The organism is Desulfoscipio sp. XC116, assembly GCF_039851975.1.
Classification (GTDB): Bacteria; Bacillota; Desulfotomaculia; order Desulfotomaculales; family Desulfallaceae; genus Sporotomaculum.
In genome coordinates this window covers 3,057,995-3,080,387 of record NZ_CP156660.1, presented here as the reverse complement: position 1 = coordinate 3,080,387, position 22,393 = coordinate 3,057,995, and the positions used below count along the sequence as shown (strand labels likewise).

The following is a 22,393-nucleotide window of genomic DNA, read 5'->3' as shown; positions in this document are numbered from 1 at the left end:
CCTCACAATGTATATGTTAATACATATTACTATGCGTGTCAATATACTATGCAACAAATTAATTTGCGGATTTTAACGGTTCGGATTTATCCGGCGCATGTTTTAACGATCCAACTTTTACAGGTGCGGTTTTTAGTGAACTCATTCAGCTAAAGCTAAACATCGGGGCTTCGGGTGGGAATTATAATCCACCTGAAGTAAAAATAGCAACTCCCACTTATAGAAGCGGGAGTCTTGAAATTTAATTAAAAAATAATTAGCAAAGCATTTGCAGAGAATAAATACAATCTTTTCTATAGGTGCGTCAGGTGCGTCATATTATTTTATTGCATAAACTAGCATATCTCATTTGCAACACATTAGGGAGGGACCCGTATGAATTCATACGTACTTGGTTTCCATGAGATTGACAATACAAAGCTTGCGGTCGTGGGGGGTAAAGGCGCCAACCTGGGGGAACTGTCAAGGATTGAGGGCATACGGGTACCGGAGGGCTTTTGCGTTACCACCGAGGCGTACAAAAGTATGGTCGGGCCTAACCGGGAGTTCAATGCCTTGCTGGATCAGCTGTTAGTACTGAAGGTGGACGACCGGAAAGGTATCGGCACCATCAGCGGCAAGATCCGTCGGGTCATTGAGGGAATACCGATTGCCGGGGAGATAGAGGAAGCAATCCTTTGCTATCTTGCCAAGCTTGGCGAGGAGCATGCCTATGCCGTGCGTTCCAGCGCCACAGCGGAAGATTTGCCGACGGCCTCTTTTGCGGGACAGCAGGATACCTACTTGAATATCAGAGGCAAGGAGGCTATTCTGCGGCATATCAGCAAGTGCTGGGGGTCGCTGTTTACCGACCGGGCCGTGACCTACCGCATGCAAAACGGCTTCGACCACCGCAAGGTTTATCTGTCTGTCGTTATTCAGCGGATGGTTTTTCCGCAGGTATCAGGAATCATGTTTACAGCCGATCCCGTCATCTCCAATCGGAAGGTGCTGTCTATCGACGCTAGTTTCGGGTTGGGCGAGGCGCTCGTTTCCGGCCTGGTGAATCCCGATATCTATAAGGTACGGGGCGGCAGGATCGTCGATAAGACGATACCAGCCAAGAAACTGGCCGTCTACGCGTTGGAGGAAGGCGGCACGGAGGAACGGGAGATCGAGCCCGCACGGCGGAATATGCAGGCGCTGACCAACGAGCAGGTTCTGCGGCTTGAAGGCATGGGCCGCAGGATCGAGGCGTATTTCGGCCGCCCGCAGGACATTGAATGGTGTCTTAGTCGGGGACATTCATACGTTGGGGACATTCCTCCGCAGGAGGTGTGTCCCCGTTCCTCTGAAGATACAATTTTTGTCGTTCAAAGTCGTCCCATTACCACCTTATATCCTATACCGGACGTGAACGACGGGCGGAATCGGGTCTATATGTCGATGGGGCATCAACAGATGATGACGGATCCTATCAAACCGTTAGGGATGTCCTTCTTCCAGTTGCTGTCTGAGAATTATCCTTTACGTAAAGCCGGCGGCAGGCTGTTCATTGATTTAACGCATGACCTGGCTTCACCCATTGGCCGCAGGATTATGCTCAGTGCGATGATGGGCAAGAACGATCCGCTGATGCAAAACGCGTTGAAGGGCTTAATGCAGCGAAAAGATTTTATGAAGTCATTGCCGAGTGGCAAGAAAATTTTCAGCCTGCGTACCGAGGGAATGTCCGGGGCCATGTTTATTCAGGCCATCAAGATTTATCGCCAAAACGATGTCAAGATCGTTCACAATCTAATTTCCCGCAACGAGGCGTCGATCAAAGATCTGCGGCAAAGGATCGCCGGCGTATCCGGAGATGAACTGTTCACCTTTATTATAGAGGATCACCATAAGCAATTAAAAGAAATCTTGTATAATTCACAAAGCTTTGGAACGATCATGGCCGGAGTGTATGCAGCGGGTTGGATCAATAAAAAAATGGAAAAATGGCTGGGCGAAAAGAGTGCGGCCGATACGCTATCCCAATCGGTAGCCAACAACGTCACCTCTGAAATGGGTCTTGCGCTGCTGGATGTGGCGGACGTGGTCCGGCAATATCCGGCGGTGATTGAGTATTTTCATCAGGCCGGTGATGAGACCTTCTTTGAGGAGCTGGGCAAATTGGAAGGCGGCGGCGTTGTGAGCAAATCTATTCGGGCGTACCTGGATAAATACGGTATGCGTTGTTCCGGCGAGATCGACATCACCAGGCCCCGTTGGAACGAACAACCTACTGCGCTTATTCCCATGATTCTCAGCAACATCAAAAATTTTGAGCCCAATGCCCGCAGCGTCAAATTTGAGCAGGGGCGGCAGGAAGCGGAGCAAAAGGAACGGGAGCTCTTAAGTCGCCTGGAACAATTGCCCGGCGGCAAACAAAAGGCCCAAAAAACCAAGAAAATGATCAGTGTTTTGCGTAACTTTATCGGCTACCGGGAATATCCCAAGTATACTTTCATCCAGCGTTACTGGGTGTATAAGCAGGCTTTGCTGAAGGAGGCCGCCGGGCTTGTGCAAAAGGGAGTCATCCGGGAGAAGGAGGACATCCACTACCTGTTCTTTGAGGAACTGCGGGAGGCTGTACGCACAAACCGGCTGGATTACAGTATCATAAACGAGAGAAAAGATGAATACGAGGTATATGAAAAACTAACGCCGCCGCGGGTGATGACGTCCGAGGGAGAGGTAGTATCCAGTGCGTACACCACCGGCAATATTCCCGATGGCGCCCTGGCGGGCATACCGGTTTCATCCGGTGTCATCGAAGGCCGGGCCAGAGTCGTTTTAAAGATGGCGGACGCCGACTTGGAGGAAGGCGATATTTTGGTCACCTCATTCACCGACCCCAGCTGGACGCCGGTATTTGTCTCCGTCAAAGGGCTGGTGACGGAAGTGGGCGGCTTAATGACTCACGGCGCCGTTATCGCGCGGGAATACGGCCTTCCGGCAGTGGTAAGCGTGGAAAACGCTACGAAGCTGATCAAAGACAGGCAGTGGATCCGGGTAAACGGAACGGAAGGTTATGTAGAAATGCTCGTTGAGGATTAATTGCTATGGGTTGGCCCCTTACCGCGCGGTTGTATTGGAGCAGAAACGCTATGCCATAGAGAAATATCCCGAAGAACTGAAGCAGCAGTTCCTGAAAATATCCGGTTTGGATGTCAATGCCTTTTCCAGCCTTGCGGTTAAGATATTGATTTCTTTTGATTCCATCTGCATATTTTGTGGTCTCCTTAACATCCTGTCTATAATAACATTTTTTTCCTGGTGCTATATATTATATTACTAATTCACCAAAAAGAGAAGGATGTGTTCAGTTTACATAAACATCCGCATGTGATATCATAAATATATCAATGTAAGATCAAAAAAGGGGGAAACGACACCTATGAAAGAAAAAAAGACCTGGATGATTAACGGTTTTTTGGCCCTGGCAGTAATACTTCTGCTTACCTTCGCAGCCATTTTACTGCTTGTCAAAGGCGTAATCATAGTCGGTATACTGTTGCTTATCATGGCCATATTGTGCTCCTCCGGCATTACCGTCGTGCAGCCGAACCAGTCCAAGGTGCTGACTTTTTTCGGGCATTACATGGGCAGCGTACGGGATAGCGGCATCTGGATGACCGTGCCCCTGTCCGCACATAAAAAGGTTTCTTTGCGAGTGCGTAATTTTAATAGCAATACCCTAAAGGTCAACGATGTGGAGGGCAATCCGGTAGAAATCGCAGCTGTAGTGGTTTTCAAAGTGGTTGATTCCGCCAGGGCGGTTTTTGACGTTGATGATTATGAGGAATTTGTAGAAATACAAAGTGAAACCGCACTGCGCCACGTGGCTACCAAATACCCCTATGACACCTTTGAGGAACAGGGCTATTCACTGCGGGGCAACTCCGAAGAAGTGGCCGGCGAGCTGGGGCGGGAGTTGCAAGCTCGACTGTCAGTGGCGGGAGTAGAGGTAATGGAGGCCCGGCTGACCCATTTGGCCTACGCTACCGAAATCGCCAGTGCCATGCTGCAACGCCAGCAAGCCGCGGCCATTGTAGCCGCCCGCCAAAAGATCGTCGAAGGCGCGGTAGGTATGGCTCAAATGGCCATTGCCCAGCTTCAGCGGGAAGGCATAGTGGAGTTGGATGAAGAGCGCAAAGTAGCCATGATCAACAATTTAATGGTGGCCATTGTTTCCGACCGGGCCGCCCAGCCGGTTATCAACACGGGCAGTTTGTATTAAAGGGCATAATCATGGCTGCCAGAAAAAATTTTCCGCTAAGGATCGACCCTAAACTATATGAGGTACTTGAACACTGGGCTTCGGATGAGCTGCGCAGTGTCAACGCGCATATCGAGTTCTTGCTGCGGGAAGCGGCTCGCCGGGTGGGACGCTTGCCTGGCAAGTCACCGGAAGGCCGGCGTAAAAATCAATGAACTCGTTCAGCTTTTAGCTGAACATCGGGTCTTTAGATGGGGATTCTAGCCCATCTAAAGTAAAAAATAGGAAGGAGTTGCTGCACAACGGGCTAAATAGCTTATCGTCGTGCGGCAGTTTTTTGTAAAGATACCGGATTATTATCGGAATAATTGGCTGAAGCTAGGAAAAGGAGCGTTGCTCACTACTCCAGGAAAATAGTTTTGCGACACTCCTTCTTGAAATTTGTAAATTTTAATGAAGCACTAATTAAAATACATCATTTGCTGTGCTGGTTGTTGATATTGGCTCTGGTTGGCCATGCCCTGGTGCGCCCATTGGTTGGGGTATGCACCCTAGTTGACGTATCCGGTATTAAATTCTCTTACGCTTTGCAGTGCGCCGGACAGTTCATTAAACTTCTAAAAACACCTCCTGATATTTATCAATTATATTTTTTAAAGAGAGGTAGTTTGTTATACGGCTTAATATTTAACAATTAAGCTTTAAGTCTGCATTTGTTTGGTTTAATTATTGAATATAAAAAAAATATACTGTATAATTACTATAGTCAAAAAATGATGGCTACGAAGGCCATCGTATCTTAATATTAAACTATAAATGTTTTAACACGACCACGAAGGTCCGTTATGCCCGAAAAAAGGGATGCCGGCTTGGTGGTTTTTATTTTTTGGGGAGGTGGGGGTAAGTAAAATATAAAGAAAATGCGGAAAATTAGGTTGTAATTATATAAATATTTAAATAACGAGGGGGATTTTATGTGCGAAGGTGTTTAATTGCCATCTCCATAGCGTTGTTGCTTCTTGCTTTTGCCGGTTGCGCCCGGGAGCAGGCCGGGGAAAAACCTGTCGCCGAAACAGCCGGCGGCGATCTGCTTTATACCGTGGCGGATGCCACCGGCGATTGGGGTTACCCCACACCTTACGGGCACTATGCCAGGGGGCCGGGGTATATTCGCATGAGCTTCATTTTTGACACTCTGGTATGGAAAAACGATCAGGATTACATACCGGCGCTGGCTAATAGTTGGAAATATGATGAAAGCGAAAACTCCTATACCTTTGAGCTCAATAATAATGTTACCTGGCATGACGGTGAGAAATTTACCGCCAAAGACGTGGTTTTTACCGTTAACTATACCAGAGAACATCCTTACCAGTGGGTTGATACTGCTGTTATCAAAAACATTGAGGCCCTGGGCGACTACACGGTAAAGATGTACTTGGGTAAACCGTATGCCCCGTTTCTTGAGTATGTGGGAGCAACCCTGCCCATACTGCCGGAGCATATCTACAAAGATGTAAAATCTCCGGAACAGTTTCAGCAGAAGGAAGCCTGCATCGGGACGGGCCCGTTTATGTTGGAGGATTACAATAAAACCCAGGGAACTTATTTATATAAGCGCTACGATAATTATTACCAGGGTAAACCCGGAGTTGCCGAAATTAAGTTTGTAAAAATGGGCAATGAGGCAGTGGCGGCTGCTTTGCGGCAAAAGCAGGTTAACGCCGCCAGTGTGCCGCCTGATTTGAACGGCGTACTGGCAGATGAAGGCTTTAAATTAATGCCGGGAGCCCACGACTGGGTGGCTAAACTGGTGATGAATCATCAGAAGGAACCCTTGTCCAATAAAGAATTCCGCCAGGCGCTGGCCTACGCTATAGACCGTCAGGCTTTGGTGGATACCTGTCAAAGAGGTTTCGGCGTGTCCGCCAGTCCGGGGCTGCTGCCGCAGGACAGCCAGTGGTACAACAGCAAACTGGACGGCGCCTATCCTTATGATCCGGCCAGGGCGGAGGAAATATTGACCAGGCTGGGTTACGTTAAGCAGGGAAGTTATTTTGAGAAGAACGGTCAGCCCCTGGAACTGGAGCTGCTATTCGGTGCCGGAGGCAGTGGAAACGTTGGTGAGCGTGAGGGAGAGTTAATCAAAGCGCAACTGGAAAAAGTGGGTATTAAGGTAAATCTGCAGGGCATTGAAGCTAAAACACTTGATACTCGGGTTTTAGAATGGAAATTTGATCTTGTATTGAGCGGTCACGGCGGGTTGAGCGGCGATCCGGCCCAGTTAAACAGCGCCATTATCAATCAGGGCTTTAACAGTGCCAGGTACCAGCAAAATAAAGAGCTGTCGAACGCGTTGAAAAATCAAATTTCTGCCATGGACGCCGGAAAACGTCAGGAGTATCTTAATCAGGCGCAGGAATTGTATGCGGAGGAAATGCCGGCTCTGCCGCTTTATTATAATACCTACTACTGGGCCCACGACGGACAGGTCAATCTTTATTACACCGTGCGCGGCGTCGGGCTTGGCATACCGATTCCGTTAAACAAAATGTCTTTTGTAAAATAACTTTTTGTGGAAGCCGCACAGGGGCTGGGCTGTGTTTAAAGTCCGGCCCGACACGATATCTGAGAAAGCGGAGAAATGTTAAAATGAAAAAGTGGACATCAGCGATTAACTATCTAATTGCGCTGGTCATGATATTGTGCCTGAATTTTATTTTACCCAGGCTTATGCCCGGAGACCCTCTGCTGGCGATATACGGAGATGAGGCTTTTATTGCCATGACGCCCGAACTAAAGGCGGAGCTGATTAGCCGGTTTGCCCTGGATCAGTCAACCGGCCAGCAGTTTTGGACCTATATCAGTTCTCTTGTCAGGGGCGACCTGGGGTATTCCTATTATTATAACGCTCCGGTTATGACTGTAGTGCTGGGTTCACTGGCCTGGACTGTCTTACTGGTGGGTCTGGCCATTATCATTTCCACCCTGATAGGGGTTGTTTTAGGTATGGAATCCGGATACAGGCGGGGCCGTCCGCTGGACCGCGCGCTTCTCGGCTCGCTGATGTTTGCCAGCGGTTTTCCCGACTTCTTCGTTGGTATTTTGCTGTTGCTTTTTTTCGGTGTGGTGCTGGGGTTGGTGCCTCTGGCCGGGGTTGTTACGCCATATGCCGGGTACAGCGGGCTCATGTTTCTGGCCGATCTGTTCAAACACCTGGCACTGCCTTTAACGGCGCTGGTTATGGTCAGGATTGCAGATCCCTTCCTTTTAACCAGGAGTGCTATGGTTATTTCCCTCGGCGAGCCGTTTATATTTACCGCCCGGGCCAAGGGGTGCTCCGACAGGGTGATCAGATACAGGCATGCGGGTAAGAATTCCTTGCTGCCGGTAGTTACCGCCACGGGCATGCAACTGCCGCACATGGTGACGCGTGCGTTGTTCATAGAAATTGTTTTTTCTTATCCCGGGGTGGGATCATTGCTGTACAATGCTCTTTTGACCCGGGACTATCCCCTATTGCAGGGAATATTGCTGGTGTTGACCGTTACTGTTTTATTAGTTAATTTACTGGTGGATATTCTGTATACCCGCCTTGACCCGAGGATCGCCTATGCATATTAATTTTGTTAAAGAAGTAAAAAATGATTTTATGGGCCGTACCGGGCTGGTCATCCTTTTGGGTCTTTTGGCACTGGCCCTGCTGGCGCCGCTTGTTACCCATTACCGTCCGGAAGACTACACCGGGTTGATTTTTCAGCCGCCGTCCGCTCAGCATTGGCTGGGAACCAATGACGTGGGGCAGGATGTGTGGACGCAGCTTCTTTACGGTGCGCGCAGCTCTTTGCTGACCGGCAGCGGGGCGGCCGTTCTGGCGGTATTAATCAGCTTGCTGGTAGGCGGAAGCGCCGCTTTGCTGGGCGGTATATATGACCGGGTGCTGATGAGGCTGGTGGATGCTATGCTGGTTATTCCGCCGGTTATTGTAGTCATTCTTGTTGCGGCTTATCTTAAGCCCAATCTTTTATTGCTGATCATTATTATTTCGATTTCTCTCTGGCCGGCGGGGGCAAGAATAGTCAGGGCGCAAACCCTTGCTTTAAAGGAAAGTATGCATGTGACAGCCGCGCGCAGTTTCGGCGGCGGCTGGATGTATGTGCTGAAACGTCATTTGGTGCCGGAAATGGGCCCCGTACTTACCGCGGTTATTATTCAGTTTGCCCGGCGGGCGGTCTTTATGGAAGCCGGACTTTCCTTTCTGGGCATTTCCGATCCATCTTTGATCAGTTGGGGAAAAATGATGCAGAACGCATTGCAATTCACTTATCTTGATGTCTGGAAGTGGTGGCTTTTGCCGCCCGGTTTTGCACTTTCATTGACTATCATGGGATTTACCTTCACCGGAACCGCACTGGAAACCGCTATGAATCCACGTTTAAGAAAAGAGGTACACCATGCTGGAGATTAAGGGACTCGACGTATCCTATAATGGGGCGCAGGTCTTAAATAATATAAATTTAAAGCTGGAAAAGGGGCAGTTTATTTCCCTGATTGGAGAATCGGGCGCCGGCAAAACCACTCTGGGATTAAGCATCATGGGTCTTGTTGAGGGCAGCTGTTCCGGGGCTGTGCTTTTCAATGACCGGGACTTGTTTGCCATGAAGGAAGAAGAACGCAGGAGTCTGCGGGGCTTAAAGCTGGCCATGGTGTTTCAAAACGTGGAAAATACGATGCATCCTTTATATACCGTACAAGATCAGATAATGGAGGCAGTGTTGGTGCATGGGTCCGGCGATAAGCACAAAGCTTTGGCCAGGGTTGCGGAAATACTGGCACTTGTTAAGATGAACGGTGACAGGGCGGCCAGATATCCCCATCAACTGAGCGGCGGGGAGAGGCAGCGGGCGTTAATAGCCATGGCGCTGGTGAACGACCCGGAAGTGCTGATTCTGGACGAACCTACCGCATCACTGGATGCTTTCACCAAACATGAAATCGTCCAGTTATTAAAGGAAATTGCCGGGGATAAAATAATTTTACTGATAACTCATGACATAGCGGTAGCCGCTGAATTGTCAAATCAGATGGCGGTTTTATACGCAGGCAGAATAGTTGAAACGGGTTCCGCCGATCAATTGCTTGCCAACCCGCGCCATCCCTACACCAGGGGATTATTGCGCTCTTATCCCGGCATGGACACTACCAAGGACTTGCAGGGTATCCCCGGCAGAATGGCGCATAACGTTACAGGATGTCCGTTTCATCCGCGCTGCACGCAGCGGATAGATATTTGCGCTCTCGAAGTGCCGGAACTGACCGATAGCGGTCAGGGCATGATTGCCTGTCACCGGGGCGGCATTATCCCTGTGCTGGAGATAAAAAAACTAAGCAAAAATTTCGATTCCTTTAAAGCCGTTGATGATGTGCAATTAACACTTTATGAAGGGGAAACACTGGCCCTGGTCGGAGAAAGCGGCTCCGGGAAAACCACCCTGGCTAAGACGGTGCTGGGTTTGCTCAAAGCCGATGCGGGAGAAATTTTTTACGACCTGGAAAAAGTCGGTGCCAGGGATGCCAAGTTTCACCGCCAGGTGCAAATGATTTTTCAAAATCCGAGAGAATCGATAAGCCACCGGATGAATGTTTCTCAGGCTGTGAAGGAGCCTCTGGATATTCATCGCCTGGGCAGCGAAGAAGAAAAGCTGGCCCTGGTCAGAGAGGCATTGGAGGATGTGGAACTCCCGTCCGATGATGATTTTCTTGCTAAATATCCCCACCACTTAAGCGGCGGAGAAAACCAAAGGGTATCCATTGCCCGGGCGCTGGTCATGAAGCCCAGGCTTCTGGTTGCCGACGAACCGACTTCGGCCCTGGATGCCAGCGTACAGGCCAAAATCATTAAGCTGCTGCTTAACCTGCAGGAGAAGAAGGGCTTGGCCATTCTGCTCATTACCCATGACCTGGCCTTGGCCAGAAAAGCCAGCGACCGCATGGCGGTGATGCTGGCGGGGCGCATTGTGGAAGAAGGGCCCACCGGCAGGGTACTTGCCGTCCCCGGACATACTTTCACTCAAAGTCTGTTGCAGAACAGTCGGGGCGGGCGGTTGTGCCTGAGCTGAGGCCCGGGTTTTAACCGACAGGGTTTTTAATAAGTGGGAGTCCCTATTTTTACTTCAGGTGGGGTGGAATCCCCATTTGAAACCCCGATGTTCAGCTTTAGCTGAACGAGTTCACCTCTTAAAAACTCGGTAAAGGTATCAAGTTATTCCTTGTTTGGCTAACTGCCCACGGAAGGGACGGCCGGTTTTTTTGCGCTCTTAAGGCTGAGGCCCAGCAGTCCGGCCAGAAGCGGCAGCCAGATCAGCAGGTGGATGACGTACCCGATGCCTGCGTGTTCCGCCAGCATTCCCATCAGACCCACTCCGAGGCCGCCGGCGCCGGCGCCGAACCCCAGCATCAACCCCGCCGCCATGGCGGCGTTCTTGCTGATGACTTCCTGGGCTACCACTACGGTCACCGAGAAGGACGCCAGCAGGCAGGCGCCGGCCAGACTTAAAAGCAGGTAGCTCAGTGGTCCGCTGGTGGCCAGGAAAAGGTAAAATAACGGGCCGGCCACTGTCAGCGAGCTCACAATAACAGCCTTTCTGCCGATTAAATCGGAGAGGTAGCCGCCCACCATACCTCCCAGCGCTCCGGAAAACAGCATCAGAAAGAGAAGGCGGCTGCCGGTGAGCAGGGAAACATTTGTCTGCTGAAGATAAAGGGGCAAAAAGGCTACCAGGCCGAAGTAAGCTAGGGAGCGGCAGGCAACTACCAGCACCACCTTGGTCAGTTCGGCCCAAGCCGAGCGCAGGACCGGCCAGAGGGGCGGGGGCGCCGCCTTTGCTTCCGTCGGTATTCTGGGCGCTGAAAACCACAGCAGAATTGCCACCAGCAATCCGGGCAGCACAAATACCGGGGTCAGGGCCAAGCCGTAACTTCGGGTGAAGGGTACCGCCATCAGGGGTGTCAGAGCCCATCCAACGTTTCCCGCGGCCGTGAAAACGGACTGGTAGAAGCCCTTTCTGCTTCCGCTTACCGCGCTGACCATGGCCGAAGCCTGGGGGTGAAAAGCCGCCGTGCCAAAGCCGGCCAGAATTACGGTGAGCAGCAAAAGCGGGTAGTTCTTGATGATGCCCAAAAGGCTTAACAGCACGGCCATCCAAATCGTGCCGGCATAGACCATCCAACGCTGGTTTTTCTGGTCAACCAGGTAACCGAAAACCGGCTGCAGCAGTGAAGAGGTGATGGTGAAGGCGGAAACCAGAAGGGCCCCTTTGCTCAGTCCCAGACCGGCTGCCATCAGGAAAGGAAGCATAGTCTGGATGTAGTTCATGTACCAGTCGTTAAAAAGATGAGCCAGGGATAAAGAGAAAATCTTGCCTTTATGTTGTGCAACAGCATGCATACGGAACCATTCCTTTCGTGGCGTTATAACTACTTAATTGTCTTGTCATAGGTTTTAAGGAAAAAATCGAAGTTTCTTTTACGCATCTCAATATCTTTTCTAAATTCCGCCAGCAGGACCAGTCCTTTATCCGTTATTTGATACCATTTTCTGGCCGGACCGGCAACATCCGTTTCCCAGTATGCTGTAACCGCATTTTCTTTCACCAGTGCTCGTAGACTCCGATAGATCACAGCGCTATCGGCCCGGCTATAGGGTAATTCCCGGTGCATTTTGTTTAGCAGGGCCGCGCCGTAAAGATTTTCCCGGGCCAGAAAGAGCAGGATGAAGGCAGGGGCATGACGGTAACTTTGGCCTTTTTTGGATTTAGTCATATGGTCAGCTCCATTGTGTATAACACACGTATATGTTATTAACAGTATTATAGCATTAACACTTCTGAAATGAAACAACTTTACCGGTTATTTCGGATCAATCAAATCTTAATGAAGCAATTAGAATTAAACCAACCGGACGGGAATCAGATTCTGATGGAATTTGATGCAGCTATAATATATACTATTACGTATATTTGATAACTCCCATTATCCAGATATTTGTAGAAAAAAATTGCCGAAACAGGCGGCAATTTGTAGTAATATATACTTGCAGTATTGGTATACGGGTCTCACCTACCGGGGGTATCATAACTCGAAGGGGGGGTGAGGCGGAAATGATTACTATCTCAGATGCAATACAAATCGCCACAGCAGTCATAATTTTAAGGGAGAGCCATTAATGGTTACTTTAGCTACATGGAAGAGGGGCTTATATAAAGGTTTCTCAACGATATGGGATTTGGTTCGTGTAATAGTACCGGTATATGTGGTTGTAACTTTTTTAAAATACACCCCGATTATGGATTGGATTGCGGGTCTTTTTGCGCCAGTGATGCATTTTTTCGGTTTACCGGGTGAAGCTTCACTGGTTCTGGTGCTGGGTAAATTAATCAATATCTATGCAGCTATAGGCGCTATATCTTCCCTGGAGCTAACCGGAAGAGAAGTTACCATTATTGCGGCTATATTGCTTTTATCGCATAACCTGCCGGTGGAATCTGCTGTAAGTCATAAGACGGGTATAAGCGGTTTGCTGATGACCGCATTGCGCTTAATTATGGGTATATTAGCTGGTCTGACAATTAATATGTTTTGGTAAAAGAGGGTGTATATTTGGATTGGATGGCTTTTGCCTACGAGGCTGCAACTGGTATTGGGAATAATGTACGTATTATGGTTTCAATAGTTATTCCGATTATGGTTATGTTGGAGTTAGCCAAAGATATGCAAATATTGGATCGGATGGCTAATTGGATGGCCTCGCCGTTAAAAATTTTTGGTTTTTCTCCTAAAGCGGCATTCCCACTTCTGGTGGGTATTATTTTTGGTATTGCTTACGGGGCGGGTGTGCTTATTGAAGAAGCCCGCAGCGGTCGTTTGAACTGGAAGGATCTTTTCCTGATTAATGTATTTCTTTCCATTTGTCATGCTGTAGTGGAGGATACCGCGTTATTTATGGCCGTAGGCGCCGATGGTCTGATAATCTTGCTGGGACGATTTATGGCAGCTGTTTTGCTTACCTTCTTGATTAGCCGAACGGCCTGGCTGGAACGAGAAAATCTAAAAAGGTCGGTAAAGGAAGTGAGTTGCTAAACAGGGACAAGGGGACAGGTTGTGACCAGGCAGGGGAAAGCAGCGGTACCGAACAAGCAAACGGCCCTGCTTATAAGGGTCCTACTTATTAAACCGGTACCCCGTTCCCCATAGCGTCTCGATAAATTCAGGGTTGGACGAGTCTCTTTCTATCTTTCTCCTTATTTTTTGTATATGCACGGCCACGGTTGCCGTATCTCCGTAGTAATCGTCTCCCCATATGCTGGTGAGAATATGTTCTTTTGAAAAAACAACCCCGGGGTTGGAGGCAAGAAACACCAACAGCTCGTACTCTCTAGCGGTCATCTGCACCTCATGGCCGTTGACGTACACCTTGTGGGATGCCGTGTTAATTTCCAAACCTCTATGGATGATCGCTTCGGAGGGGATCAGGCTGCCCTTGAGCCGCTCATATCTTCTGATATGGGACTTGATTCTGGCCACCAGTTCTCCGGGGCTGAACGGCTTGGTTAAGTAGTCGTCGGCTCCATATTCCAGCCCCCTGATTTTATTAACATCCTCGTCCTTGGCCGAAACCACCATTACCGAGACATCCAACCTTTTCCTGATTTCTTTGATGATTTCATAACCGTCCTTACCGGGCAGCATCAAATCCACAATAATAACGTCATAATTGCCCGCAAGGGCTTTCTGAAGTCCCTGGACTCCATCCTGGACGATGTCGGCCTTAAACCCGTTCAATTGAAGGTAGTCCCTCTCCAGTTCGGCAATATGAAGATCGTCTTCGATGATCAAGATGCGTTTCATATATAAGCCCCTTCCCAATTCATTCGGTAAACGGCAGTGTTATTGTAAAACACGTGCCTTTGCCTTCCTCGCTGGAAGCCGCAATGCTTCCCCCGTGGGCTTCCACCAGTTCCCTGGCGATGGCCAGCCCCAGTCCGGTGCTCATCAGTTCCTTGGTGCGCTCTTTATCGATGCGGTAGAATCTGTCGAAGATCTTAGGGAGTTTGTCCGCGGGGATTCCCGGTCCGTTATCGCTGAGTTTAAAGCAGGCAAAATCACCCTGCTTCGATAGCTCGGCTTTTATGACCAATCCCTCCTCCGGTCCGTATTTCAGAGCATTGCCCACGATGTTCATCAGTGCCTGATGCATTCTTTTTCCATCCAAGCGAACCGTTAAATCCTGTTCCATTTTATCGGTGTAGAGAAACTGCACCCGTCTTTCTTCGAGCTCAAGACCGATTTCTTCCGTCAGATCACTCATGAAAGCCCGTATTGGTACCTTCTCAAACTGAAAATGCAGCTTTTGCATATCCAGCTTGGCAAACAGGAAAAGATCATCTATCAGTTCGTTCATATAAACGATATTATGGTGGATGATTTGTAAATATCTTTTTTTGTTTTCTTGCGGAATGCCGTCTTCGTCCAGGATGGCTTCGATATACCCCTGGATGGAGGTGATGGGTGTCTTCAGGTCGTGGGAGATGTTGGCGATGAGGGCTTTTCTGTTGTCCTCATATTCAGTCTTTATTCTTTCGCCTTCCTCCAATTTCCGGGCCATTTCATTAAAAGCAACAACCAGCATACCGATTTCGTTACGCATCTCGCACTTTATATTTACGTTATAATTGCCTTTGGCGATTTCATCGACGCCGCTTTTCAGCGCTTCGATGGGCTGGAAGACTCTTTTTTCCAGGCGCAGGAAGAATAATACCTGTACTATTTCTTTGGCAATAAGCAGCGCTGCGATAAAGATGACGATGGCCTTTATGCCTGTCAGCTTAAACAGCAAAAATAGGATTAAAAAGTTGAATAGCAATGCAAAGGGGCGAAAGTAGTGCACTGATCTGTGCATCTGGTGGAAGTCCCGATGATACATTCGGTGCTGCCTGAAATTTTCAAAAAAGTGCTCGCAATCTTCATGCCTTCCGTAATGTTTATGCTTTCCGTGGTAATGCTTAAATTCCTGAAAGAACTTTCTCATTTCATCTTTTTTAGCCACATCCATCACCTGCCGCACTGTTTTGCAACCTTTAATCATTATAACCTCAACCATGCGGTAACCGCGCAAAATATAATCTCTTTTTCAATCTCGCTCCCGGCTCTGCAAAAGAAAGAAAAACCGGTACTTGACCGGTTTAAGCTGTTGTTGACAGTACCTCGGCGTTTTAGCCGCTGCCTGGCTCCGGTGCTTTATGTCGAGTGAAATGCCGGTTTACTTCGGGCGAAATTGGGGCGCTTGTTTCAAAAGCATGATGGCTCCTTCCGGGCATGTTTTTGCGCAGGCTCCGCAACCGGTACAATTTTCCGAGTTCACAATGCGGACATGTTTATGAAAGAAGAAACCCACTTTTCCGAGCACTTTTCCGGGACAGATTGACACACATTTCCAGCAAGCTTTACATAATCTGGTGTTAATAGCTATATAGTCGGTAGAGTTGTGCCTGTGGCCATCAAAACGCATGGAGTGAGAAGAATGGCCATGTCTTCTCATAAATCCGTTACCCCGGTAAGACTCAGTTCGATCTGTAGACTTAAGGGATGCGGCGCGCCGGATTCATCTTTTGATTTACCCTCTGCGTTCAACAGAACATTTTCCACTTCATTTTTCTTATTAATACGTATTGTCAGTCTGGTATTCCCGATCTCCATACCGGAAAATTCTTTGAACGTTCCATGGGAGCAATGATTATGGTGCATCCTATGCTGCTGTAATTTTTCCTGGAGAAGGGTTTTCATATCCTCGGGGATATCATCAAGATCCAGCGCTATAAGAGTGCTTTTGTCTTCCTGTGCTTCCACTTTCATACTGTCTAACATGCTAAGCATAAACGCCAGCTTGCTAAGCTTGCTCTTTATTCCGCCACAGTTCATGCCATTATGATGGTCATGTTGAGAGTGGCGGTCGTGCCGGTGGTGAAAAATATCTCGATGCATTAGATCTTGCCTTTTGCAGCCGCTAAAGCCTGTCATGTCAAATTCGGTGTTGCTTTCATGCTTTACTTTTTTTCCGGCACAATCGGTCTCCAGGGAAATCTTGGCCATTATTCGCCCTTCCGCCATACTTTTTTCAAAGTCATTGTTCAAATCAAATATCTTCATTTGGTCCTTGCTGCCTTGCACTTTGAGATTTCCTTTAACAGACTCTTTGTCTTTCATGGTCATAATGATGTCATACAGAAGCTTTACTTTATGCATTGATACGACCTCCTTGCTTTTTAATGAGGTCATTATAAGACAAGGATTTAAACAGGATATAAAGGGTTTATAAAAATTTCATAAAAAAAGATAAACAGTTTTTAAATATGTTATTATGTTTTGCCACAGTCATAAGCGTGGAAAATTGCGAATTTAAAGAAGCCCTTGGAGTAAAATAATACGGGTGTGGGGAAAATAACCGACAATTTAACATAATCCGAGGGGGATAAATTGATGTCCAAAAAAGTGCTGATAGTAGGCGGTGTGGCCGGTGGGGCGGGCACCGCCGCAAGGCTGCGCAGGCTGGATGAAACGGCCGAGATTATTATGTTTGAGCGGGGAGACTATATATCCTTTGCTAATTGCGGCCTGCCCTATTACATCAGCGGCCTGATCAACGAAAGAGACAAGCTGTTGGTGCAGACCAAAGAGGCGATGGAAAAACGGTTTAATATAGATATTCGTGTTCGCAGTGAGGTAATTGCCATACACCGGAACAAGCGGGAGGTGGAGGTGGCTTCCGGCGGCCAGACTTACCGGGAGAACTATGACTATCTGGTTCTTTCACCGGGGGCATCGCCGATTATTCTCCCCATACCCGGTATAGACCGGGAAGGGATTTATACCTTAAGGAACATGGCCGACGTGGATCGGCTTAAAGCGCTGGTGACGAAGAACAAGCCCCGCCGGGCGGCGGTAATTGGCGGGGGTTACATTGGCATAGAAATGGCCGAGAATTTAAAGCACCTGGGTTCGGATGTTACCATAGTGGAAGCGGCGGAGCAGATTATGGGCCCCCTGGATGTGGAGATGGCCAGGGTGGTGGAAAAAGCCCTGATGGATAAAGGTATAGAGATTATTTTGAATAATGAAGTCAGGAGCCTTGACGGGCAGGGGCATATTGAGGTTGTATTAAGCAGCGGCAGGAAAGTAGAGGCCGATATAGTGCTTCTGGCCGTGGGGGTCAAGCCGGAAAACGAGCTGGCGCGGGATGCGGGCCTGGCCATTGGCGGGCGGGGTGGCATTAGGGTTGATGATTGCCTGCGCACCTCGGACCCGTATATATACGCCCTGGGGGACGCCATTGAGGTAAAGGATATCATTAACGGTCAGTCTGCTCTGATGCCCTTGGCCGGGCCCGCCAATAAGCAGGCCAGAATAGTGGCGGATAATATCGCCGGCCGGAAAGTTGAATTTAAAGGTTCCCAGGGCACATCCATCGTCAAAGTGTTCGACCATACGGCTGCGGCTACGGGGAACAACGAAAAAACGCTGCAATTAAAGGGGATTCCCTACGTCAAATCATATACCATATCGCCCTCTCACGCGACTTATTATCCCGGAGCTATACCGATGATTGTCAAGATAGTTTTTTCCCCCGAAGACGGCACTCTATTCGGAGCTCAGATAGTGGGCAGGGACGGAGTGGACAAACGTATTGACGTACTGGCCATGGCGATAAGAATGGGGCTTACCGTTTATAACCTGGAAGAGTTGGAACTGGCTTACGCCCCGCCGTATTCTTCTGCCAAGGACCCGGTAAACATGGCAGGTTTTACGGCAGCAAATATTTTAAAGGGCGATGTGCGGGTAATGCACTGGGAAGACCTGGACAGCCTGGCCGCGGGCGGTTATATCTTATTGGACGTGCGAACGGACGAAGAACGCCAAGAAGGGTATGTGGAAAGCTCGGTGCATATACCGGTGGACAGTCTGCGTGAAAGGTTAAATGAATTACCCCGGGACAAGAAAATAATTATTTACTGCAAGATCGGTTTAAGGGGCTATATCGCTTATCGCATACTGCTGCAAAACGGGTTTGACGCCGTAAATATAAGCGGCGGCTACGATATTTATCAGGCGCTGCGTTATCAGTACGGCGAGGCTGTGAATATGAATGAACAAATGACCAGGCAGGAGAAGCATCAGTGAACCAACTGCTGTCGTGTCAAGTGGCTGTATCCATAATGCGGCCTTTTTCCAGGGATATTATTCTATCGCCCAGGAATCTGGCGTCCTCTTCGTCGTGGGTAACCAGCACAAAGGGTATTTGCCACTGCCGGTGCAATTTTTTTATCTCTTGCCGCAAGCTTTCCTTTATATTTTTATCCAGTGCGCTGAAAGGCTCATCCAGCAGCAGCAATTCCGGTTGCACCGCCAGCGCCCTGGCCAGGGCCACCCGTTGTTTTTCCCCGCCGGAGAGCTGGCGTGGAAAGCGGTCAACCAGGTGGCCCACACCGAATGACTCCAGCAATTCCATGGGGTCCGACAGATTGCCATTATTATTCTTTTGACATTTCAGTCCGTACAGTACATTTTGCCGCACTGTCAGGTGGGGGAAAAGGGCATAGTCCTGAAACAGATAGCCCACTCGTCTGAACCGTGTACTTACGTTAATTTTTTCATCCAAAGAGTAAAGAACAGTGTCGCCCAGTTTGATGAATCCACCGGTGGGGCTGGACAGGCCGGCCAAGCAATGCAGAACAGTGGTCTTGCCTGCTCCCGAATGGCCCCAGAGCACCAGTATTTCATGACCGAGGTTAATCTTTACATCCAGGGTAAAATGCCATAGTTTTTTGGTAAAACATGCTTTCAACATAATATCACCGCTGTTTAATGATTTTGACGCTTAGACCATCTGTTCACCCAGAAAATAACCAGGAAGCTGAATACCGTGATGATAGCCACCAGAGTCCTGGCGGTAACATTATCTCCCGCGTCCACCGCAAGGTAAATGGCCAGAGGGACAGTCTGCGTTTGTCCGGGTATATTTCCCGCCACCATTAAAGTAGCGCCGAATTCACCCAGCGCTCTGGCAAAGGAAAGTACCAGCCCGGCTATGATGCCCGGCCAGGCCAGAGGCATAGTGATGGTGAAAAAAATTCTTATCTCGCCGGCGCCCAAGGTGCGAGCGGCTTTCTCATAATTAATGTCCACGCTTTTAAAGGCCGCCTTGGCACTCTGATACATCAAAGGGAAGGCTACCACAGTGGAAGCCAGCACAGCCGACCACCAGGTAAATATTATTGATGCTCCCATTTCCGCCAGGACTTTACCCAGCGGGCCGTTTTTGCCTATTATCACCAGCAGGCCGTAGCCGATAACCGAAGGCGGCAGCACCAAAGGCAGTGTTATAGCCGCCTCCAGCACGTCCTTGCCGGGAAATTCCCGGCGGGCCAGCAATCTGGCCACCGGTAATCCGAAACAGGCAACAACCGCCAGTGCAATTAACGCTACCCGGCAAGAAAGAAACACCGGGAACCAGTCATCGATTTGAAAATACATAGCTATAACTCCATATTAAAAACTACTTTGAGGTTATAAAACCGTATTTTTGAAACACGTCCTTTGCCGCGGCGCTTTGCAAGAAAGCGGCAAATTCCTCGGTTTCCTTCTGATGCTTGGTGCTTTTAACAACGGCCATGGGATACTCAATGGGCTTGTGCGAATCAGCCGGGGCGGCTGCAACTACTTTAATGTTCTTGCCGGTAATAGTATCCGACCGGTACACCAGCCCGGCATCCACGTTGCCGGTTTCAACGTATTGCAATACCTGACGCACGTTTTGGGCCGGAACCAGTTTGGACTGTATCTGCTCCCATAGTCCCAGGCTGGTCAGTGCTTCCTCGGCGTAGCTTCCCGCAGGCACGGTCTCAGGCGTGCCAATGCTGATTTGTTTTACAGCGGCGTCGGTTAAACCGTCAAATCCTGTAAGCTTGCTATCCTGACCGGCTATCAATACCAATTCGTTGCTCAGCAGGTTTACTCTGGAGCTGTCTATAATCAGCCCCTTATCCTCCAGGGCATCCATTTGTTTTTTACCGGCGGAGATAAACAAGTCGACGGGAGCCCCTTCCTCAATCTGTCTTTGCAGGGGACCGGAAGCGGCAAAAGTATATGTTATTTCCACTTCGGAATGCTGTTTCTGATAAATATCTTTTAGCTCTGTCGCCGCATCCTGAATGCTGGCTGCGGCGGATATGGTCAGTTTGACCGTTTCTACCTCTGACTGGGACTGCTCCTTATTATTGTTGCATCCGGTAAGGGCAAAGGCAATTAATAAAAGGCCTAAAAATATGTACTTTTTCTTCATAATCAGACTCCTTCCGTTAATCTTTCATTACAATGTCCATGCCTGTACGAAAAAACGAGGCGTCGCTTATCTTTTTATCCACCTCCTTTTATACAATGCGAATCGGTTAATAATCAGTTGTCAAATTTTATAGAACGTTATTAAATTAAATTTATATTATTTCAGCAAATGCCAATACTCTTATTGATAAATACTGTCTTTATTGCCGGGGCGGTGTCAATAAGCATCTGAAAGGTATACCTTAAATCTGTTAACAAAGAGAGGTTAAACATAGCATAACACGACATAACATAATATAGCATAACTATGCACAAATAATAATGTATGTTAAAATAAATGTCAAGCTGCATAAGGAAACAAAAATTGTTTGGAGGAAATATTTCGGTGGATATAACAGATAATGTAGCAGTTATAATCCTTGCGGCCGGGTCTTCATTCCGGATGAAAGAATTTAAACCTTTGATGAAATTGGGAAATATCACTGCTGTTGAGCATTCCGTTCGCTGCTTTTATTATGCGGGCATCAACGATATAAGAATTGTACTGGGCTATAACGCGCTTGATGTGATAGAAACATTAAAGCGCTATGTTGTCAGGTTTATTTTTAACGAGCGTTTTTACGAGGAAATGTTCACGTCGGTACGGGAAGGTATCGGTACTTTAGAACCGTGGGTAAAAGCATTCTTCGTTATGCCTGCGGACAATCCGCTCGTGAGTGTTAAAACAATATGTACTATACTTGAACGCTTTCACGCACCGGATAAACCGGATATTGTATATCCTGTGTTTAATGGTAGACGCGGACATCCGCCCCTCATCTCGGCCGAGCTAAAAATGGATATTTGCAATACCTCAAGCAACGAAGGACTGCGTGGAGTATTAAAGAACTTTGAATCGGGGGCGGTAGAAGCCGAAGTGGATGACGAAGCAATATTGCTGGACATGAATGTGTATGACGATTATCTTCGCTTGTTAAAATATCTCAATTGCAAAGAAGTTATGGGATGATTACCGGAGTTTCGGAAAATAACCGGCGGCAGTGTCGACGTAAATTTTAAGAATGGTTTTTCCAATAAAAAGAGGAGTCGCAAATGCGACTCCTTTATCCCACTGATATTTGGATAGCTATGCGGCTACTAACTTAGTATCCTTGTTCCCAAAGTCTGATAACTTCTTTCAAATATTCCCGAACAGGATCAAGCATGTCTCCTGCTTCATTTTCGGTAGCGTTGGATACAGATTTAGTTGCGATACCGAATATTTGTTGCACGGTAAGCTGGCCACCTATAACAAGGTTATCCACCGTGGCTAAAATTTCTTCCACTATGACTGGGTCTTTTGGCTTGGTGTGGAATATCCACTCCCACATTATCACTTCTGGAACTCCGGATGCAATGGCATAATTGATGAAACCATGGACATTGTCTAATCCTCGTTCGGTTTCTTTCGATATTTCTGCCATTCTTTTCACCCCCTTGTGTTTGTTATATCATACCGAAGCTTACAGTTTCAATCAAAGGGGAAAGACGCCCCCTAAAAGGCTATGATGTTATATATATTATATTGTTGGAGCCGGCATTAGCAATGACCTGCTGGAGATAAGACTGTAGGTAGATTACGGAGAGGTAAACGTAGCGGACTCAATCAAAACAATTAAAGCCCCTCTTTAGTGAGGCAAGACGATACTATTATGCTGGCGGCAGTCCCCGGTGTCACCATAAACAAATCGGCTGATGTAATGCTGCAGTTTGGTGCGTATAATGTAT

22 protein-coding genes are annotated in these 22,393 nt (G+C 48.2%); 11 read left to right on the top strand and 11 right to left on the bottom strand.

Annotated elements, in window-relative coordinates:
* Positions 1–375: 375 nt before the first annotated feature.
* Entirely contained in the window at positions 376–3,072 is a 2,697-nt protein-coding gene (gene ppsA / locus ABDB91_RS14725; RefSeq protein ID WP_347488463.1) for a phosphoenolpyruvate synthase, read from the top strand.
* 48 nt (positions 3,073–3,120) lie between these two features.
* Here the strand turns inward: ppsA and ABDB91_RS14720 are convergent, their stop codons facing one another.
* Positions 3,121–3,243: a hypothetical protein gene (locus tag ABDB91_RS14720; protein ID WP_347488462.1), complete on the bottom strand. Its 123-nt coding sequence runs from the start codon at positions 3,241–3,243 to the stop codon at positions 3,121–3,123.
* A gap of 169 nt (positions 3,244–3,412) precedes the next feature.
* Here ABDB91_RS14720 and ABDB91_RS14715 point away from each other — a divergent pair, with 169 nt between their 5' ends.
* The 6 genes from ABDB91_RS14715 (at position 3,413) to ABDB91_RS14690 (ending at position 10,353) form a co-directional block, all read left to right on the top strand.
* The gene (locus ABDB91_RS14715; protein WP_347488461.1) at positions 3,413–4,255 is read left to right on the top strand and encodes an SPFH domain-containing protein; all 843 of its coding nucleotides are present in this window, start codon (positions 3,413–3,415) and stop codon (positions 4,253–4,255) included.
* 11 nt (positions 4,256–4,266) lie between these two features.
* Positions 4,267–4,449 (top strand): toxin-antitoxin system HicB family antitoxin, encoded by a 183-nt coding sequence (locus ABDB91_RS14710; RefSeq protein ID WP_347488460.1) that lies wholly within the window; start codon positions 4,267–4,269, stop codon positions 4,447–4,449.
* A 761-nt stretch (positions 4,450–5,210) separates the two neighbouring features.
* Positions 5,211–6,803, top strand: coding sequence for an ABC transporter substrate-binding protein (locus ABDB91_RS14705; RefSeq protein WP_347488459.1), 1,593 nt, complete (start codon positions 5,211–5,213; stop codon positions 6,801–6,803).
* An 83-nt stretch (positions 6,804–6,886) separates the two neighbouring features.
* Positions 6,887–7,858 (top strand): ABC transporter permease, encoded by a 972-nt coding sequence (locus ABDB91_RS14700; protein ID WP_347488458.1) that lies wholly within the window; start codon positions 6,887–6,889, stop codon positions 7,856–7,858.
* A complete protein-coding gene (locus ABDB91_RS14695) occupies positions 7,848–8,702 on the top strand; it encodes an ABC transporter permease (protein WP_347488457.1) in 855 nt (284 codons plus the stop codon). Before ABDB91_RS14700 ends, ABDB91_RS14695 begins: the two co-directional genes overlap by 11 nt.
* A complete protein-coding gene (locus ABDB91_RS14690; protein WP_347488456.1) occupies positions 8,689–10,353 on the top strand; it encodes an ABC transporter ATP-binding protein in 1,665 nt (554 codons plus the stop codon). Before ABDB91_RS14695 ends, ABDB91_RS14690 begins: the two co-directional genes overlap by 14 nt.
* 158 nt (positions 10,354–10,511) lie before the next feature.
* Here ABDB91_RS14690 and ABDB91_RS14685 read toward each other — a convergent pair whose 3' ends face one another.
* Positions 10,512–11,681 carry an MFS transporter gene (locus ABDB91_RS14685; protein WP_347488455.1) on the bottom strand — a complete coding sequence of 390 codons (1,170 nt, stop codon included), beginning with the start codon at positions 11,679–11,681 and terminating at the stop codon, positions 10,512–10,514.
* Positions 11,682–11,710: 29 nt separating this feature from the next.
* Positions 11,711–12,055: a helix-turn-helix transcriptional regulator gene (locus ABDB91_RS14680; RefSeq protein WP_347488454.1), complete on the bottom strand. Its 345-nt coding sequence runs from the start codon at positions 12,053–12,055 to the stop codon at positions 11,711–11,713.
* Positions 12,056–12,458: 403 nt separating this feature from the next.
* Here ABDB91_RS14680 and ABDB91_RS14675 point away from each other — a divergent pair, with 403 nt between their 5' ends.
* Positions 12,459–12,878 carry a nucleoside recognition domain-containing protein gene (locus tag ABDB91_RS14675; protein WP_347488453.1) on the top strand — a complete coding sequence of 140 codons (420 nt, stop codon included), beginning with the start codon at positions 12,459–12,461 and terminating at the stop codon, positions 12,876–12,878.
* Between the two features lie 23 nt (positions 12,879–12,901).
* Positions 12,902–13,372, top strand: coding sequence for a nucleoside recognition domain-containing protein (locus ABDB91_RS14670; protein WP_347491615.1), 471 nt, complete (start codon positions 12,902–12,904; stop codon positions 13,370–13,372).
* 81 nt (positions 13,373–13,453) lie between these two features.
* Here ABDB91_RS14670 and ABDB91_RS14665 read toward each other — a convergent pair whose 3' ends face one another.
* From ABDB91_RS14665 to ABDB91_RS14650, 4 genes are all read right to left on the bottom strand, one after another.
* Positions 13,454–14,140 (bottom strand): response regulator transcription factor, encoded by a 687-nt coding sequence (locus tag ABDB91_RS14665; protein ID WP_347488452.1) that lies wholly within the window; start codon positions 14,138–14,140, stop codon positions 13,454–13,456.
* A gap of 19 nt (positions 14,141–14,159) precedes the next feature.
* Complete coding sequence (locus ABDB91_RS14660; protein WP_347488451.1) at positions 14,160–15,407, bottom strand: HAMP domain-containing sensor histidine kinase; 1,248 nt, start codon at positions 15,405–15,407, stop codon at positions 14,160–14,162.
* 144 nt (positions 15,408–15,551) lie between these two features.
* Positions 15,552–15,800, bottom strand: a complete 249-nt coding sequence (locus tag ABDB91_RS14655; RefSeq protein ID WP_347491614.1) for a ferredoxin family protein — start codon at positions 15,798–15,800, stop codon at positions 15,552–15,554.
* Between the two features lie 26 nt (positions 15,801–15,826).
* Positions 15,827–16,534 (bottom strand): hypothetical protein, encoded by a 708-nt coding sequence (locus ABDB91_RS14650; RefSeq protein ID WP_347488450.1) that lies wholly within the window; start codon positions 16,532–16,534, stop codon positions 15,827–15,829.
* Between the two features lie 234 nt (positions 16,535–16,768).
* Here ABDB91_RS14650 and ABDB91_RS14645 point away from each other — a divergent pair, with 234 nt between their 5' ends.
* Positions 16,769–18,466: an FAD-dependent oxidoreductase gene (locus tag ABDB91_RS14645; RefSeq protein ID WP_347488449.1), complete on the top strand. Its 1,698-nt coding sequence runs from the start codon at positions 16,769–16,771 to the stop codon at positions 18,464–18,466.
* Between the two features lie 16 nt (positions 18,467–18,482).
* On the opposite strand, the gene ABDB91_RS14640 is transcribed toward ABDB91_RS14645, so the two are convergent.
* Genes ABDB91_RS14640 through modA form a run of 3 tightly spaced genes read right to left on the bottom strand, consistent with a single transcriptional unit; the run spans position 18,483 to position 20,627 of the window.
* Positions 18,483–19,133 (bottom strand): ATP-binding cassette domain-containing protein, encoded by a 651-nt coding sequence (locus ABDB91_RS14640; protein WP_347488448.1) that lies wholly within the window; start codon positions 19,131–19,133, stop codon positions 18,483–18,485.
* Positions 19,134–19,147: 14 nt separating this feature from the next.
* Positions 19,148–19,819: a molybdate ABC transporter permease subunit gene (modB, locus tag ABDB91_RS14635; RefSeq protein ID WP_347488447.1), complete on the bottom strand. Its 672-nt coding sequence runs from the start codon at positions 19,817–19,819 to the stop codon at positions 19,148–19,150.
* Positions 19,820–19,841: 22 nt separating this feature from the next.
* Positions 19,842–20,627 carry a molybdate ABC transporter substrate-binding protein gene (gene modA, locus ABDB91_RS14630; RefSeq protein WP_347488446.1) on the bottom strand — a complete coding sequence of 262 codons (786 nt, stop codon included), beginning with the start codon at positions 20,625–20,627 and terminating at the stop codon, positions 19,842–19,844.
* A gap of 384 nt (positions 20,628–21,011) precedes the next feature.
* On the opposite strand from modA, the gene ABDB91_RS14625 reads away from it, so the two are divergent.
* Entirely contained in the window at positions 21,012–21,635 is a 624-nt protein-coding gene (locus ABDB91_RS14625; protein WP_347488445.1) for a nucleotidyltransferase family protein, read from the top strand.
* Positions 21,636–21,768: 133 nt separating this feature from the next.
* Here ABDB91_RS14625 and ABDB91_RS14620 read toward each other — a convergent pair whose 3' ends face one another.
* On the bottom strand, positions 21,769–22,089 hold the full coding sequence (locus ABDB91_RS14620) for a hypothetical protein (RefSeq protein WP_347488444.1): 321 nt from the start codon (positions 22,087–22,089) through the stop codon (positions 21,769–21,771).
* Between the last annotated feature and the right edge of the window lie 304 nt (positions 22,090–22,393).

Excerpts from the sequence above, each read along its gene's own strand:
- ppsA (WP_347488463.1), top strand. The coding sequence starts at position 376 with ATGAATTCATACGTACTTGGTTTCCATGAGATTGACAATACAAAGCTT.
- ABDB91_RS14720 (WP_347488462.1), bottom strand. The coding sequence starts at position 3,243 with ATGCAGATGGAATCAAAAGAAATCAATATCTTAACCGCAAGGCTGGAA.
- ABDB91_RS14715 (WP_347488461.1), top strand. The coding sequence starts at position 3,413 with ATGAAAGAAAAAAAGACCTGGATGATTAACGGTTTTTTGGCCCTGGCA.
- ABDB91_RS14710 (WP_347488460.1), top strand. The coding sequence starts at position 4,267 with ATGGCTGCCAGAAAAAATTTTCCGCTAAGGATCGACCCTAAACTATAT.
- ABDB91_RS14700 (WP_347488458.1), top strand. The coding sequence starts at position 6,887 with ATGAAAAAGTGGACATCAGCGATTAACTATCTAATTGCGCTGGTCATG.
- ABDB91_RS14695 (WP_347488457.1), top strand. The coding sequence starts at position 7,848 with ATGCATATTAATTTTGTTAAAGAAGTAAAAAATGATTTTATGGGCCGT.
- ABDB91_RS14690 (WP_347488456.1), top strand. The coding sequence starts at position 8,689 with ATGCTGGAGATTAAGGGACTCGACGTATCCTATAATGGGGCGCAGGTC.
- ABDB91_RS14685 (WP_347488455.1), bottom strand. The coding sequence starts at position 11,681 with ATGCATGCTGTTGCACAACATAAAGGCAAGATTTTCTCTTTATCCCTG.
- ABDB91_RS14680 (WP_347488454.1), bottom strand. The coding sequence starts at position 12,055 with ATGACTAAATCCAAAAAAGGCCAAAGTTACCGTCATGCCCCTGCCTTC.
- ABDB91_RS14675 (WP_347488453.1), top strand. The coding sequence starts at position 12,459 with ATGGTTACTTTAGCTACATGGAAGAGGGGCTTATATAAAGGTTTCTCA.
- ABDB91_RS14670 (WP_347491615.1), top strand. The coding sequence starts at position 12,902 with ATGGCTTTTGCCTACGAGGCTGCAACTGGTATTGGGAATAATGTACGT.
- ABDB91_RS14665 (WP_347488452.1), bottom strand. The coding sequence starts at position 14,140 with ATGAAACGCATCTTGATCATCGAAGACGATCTTCATATTGCCGAACTG.
- ABDB91_RS14655 (WP_347491614.1), bottom strand. The coding sequence starts at position 15,800 with ATGCGTTTTGATGGCCACAGGCACAACTCTACCGACTATATAGCTATT.
- ABDB91_RS14650 (WP_347488450.1), bottom strand. The coding sequence starts at position 16,534 with ATGCATAAAGTAAAGCTTCTGTATGACATCATTATGACCATGAAAGAC.
- ABDB91_RS14645 (WP_347488449.1), top strand. The coding sequence starts at position 16,769 with ATGTCCAAAAAAGTGCTGATAGTAGGCGGTGTGGCCGGTGGGGCGGGC.
- ABDB91_RS14640 (WP_347488448.1), bottom strand. The coding sequence starts at position 19,133 with ATGTTGAAAGCATGTTTTACCAAAAAACTATGGCATTTTACCCTGGAT.
- modB (WP_347488447.1), bottom strand. The coding sequence starts at position 19,819 with ATGTATTTTCAAATCGATGACTGGTTCCCGGTGTTTCTTTCTTGCCGG.
- modA (WP_347488446.1), bottom strand. The coding sequence starts at position 20,627 with ATGAAGAAAAAGTACATATTTTTAGGCCTTTTATTAATTGCCTTTGCC.
- ABDB91_RS14620 (WP_347488444.1), bottom strand. The coding sequence starts at position 22,089 with ATGGCAGAAATATCGAAAGAAACCGAACGAGGATTAGACAATGTCCAT.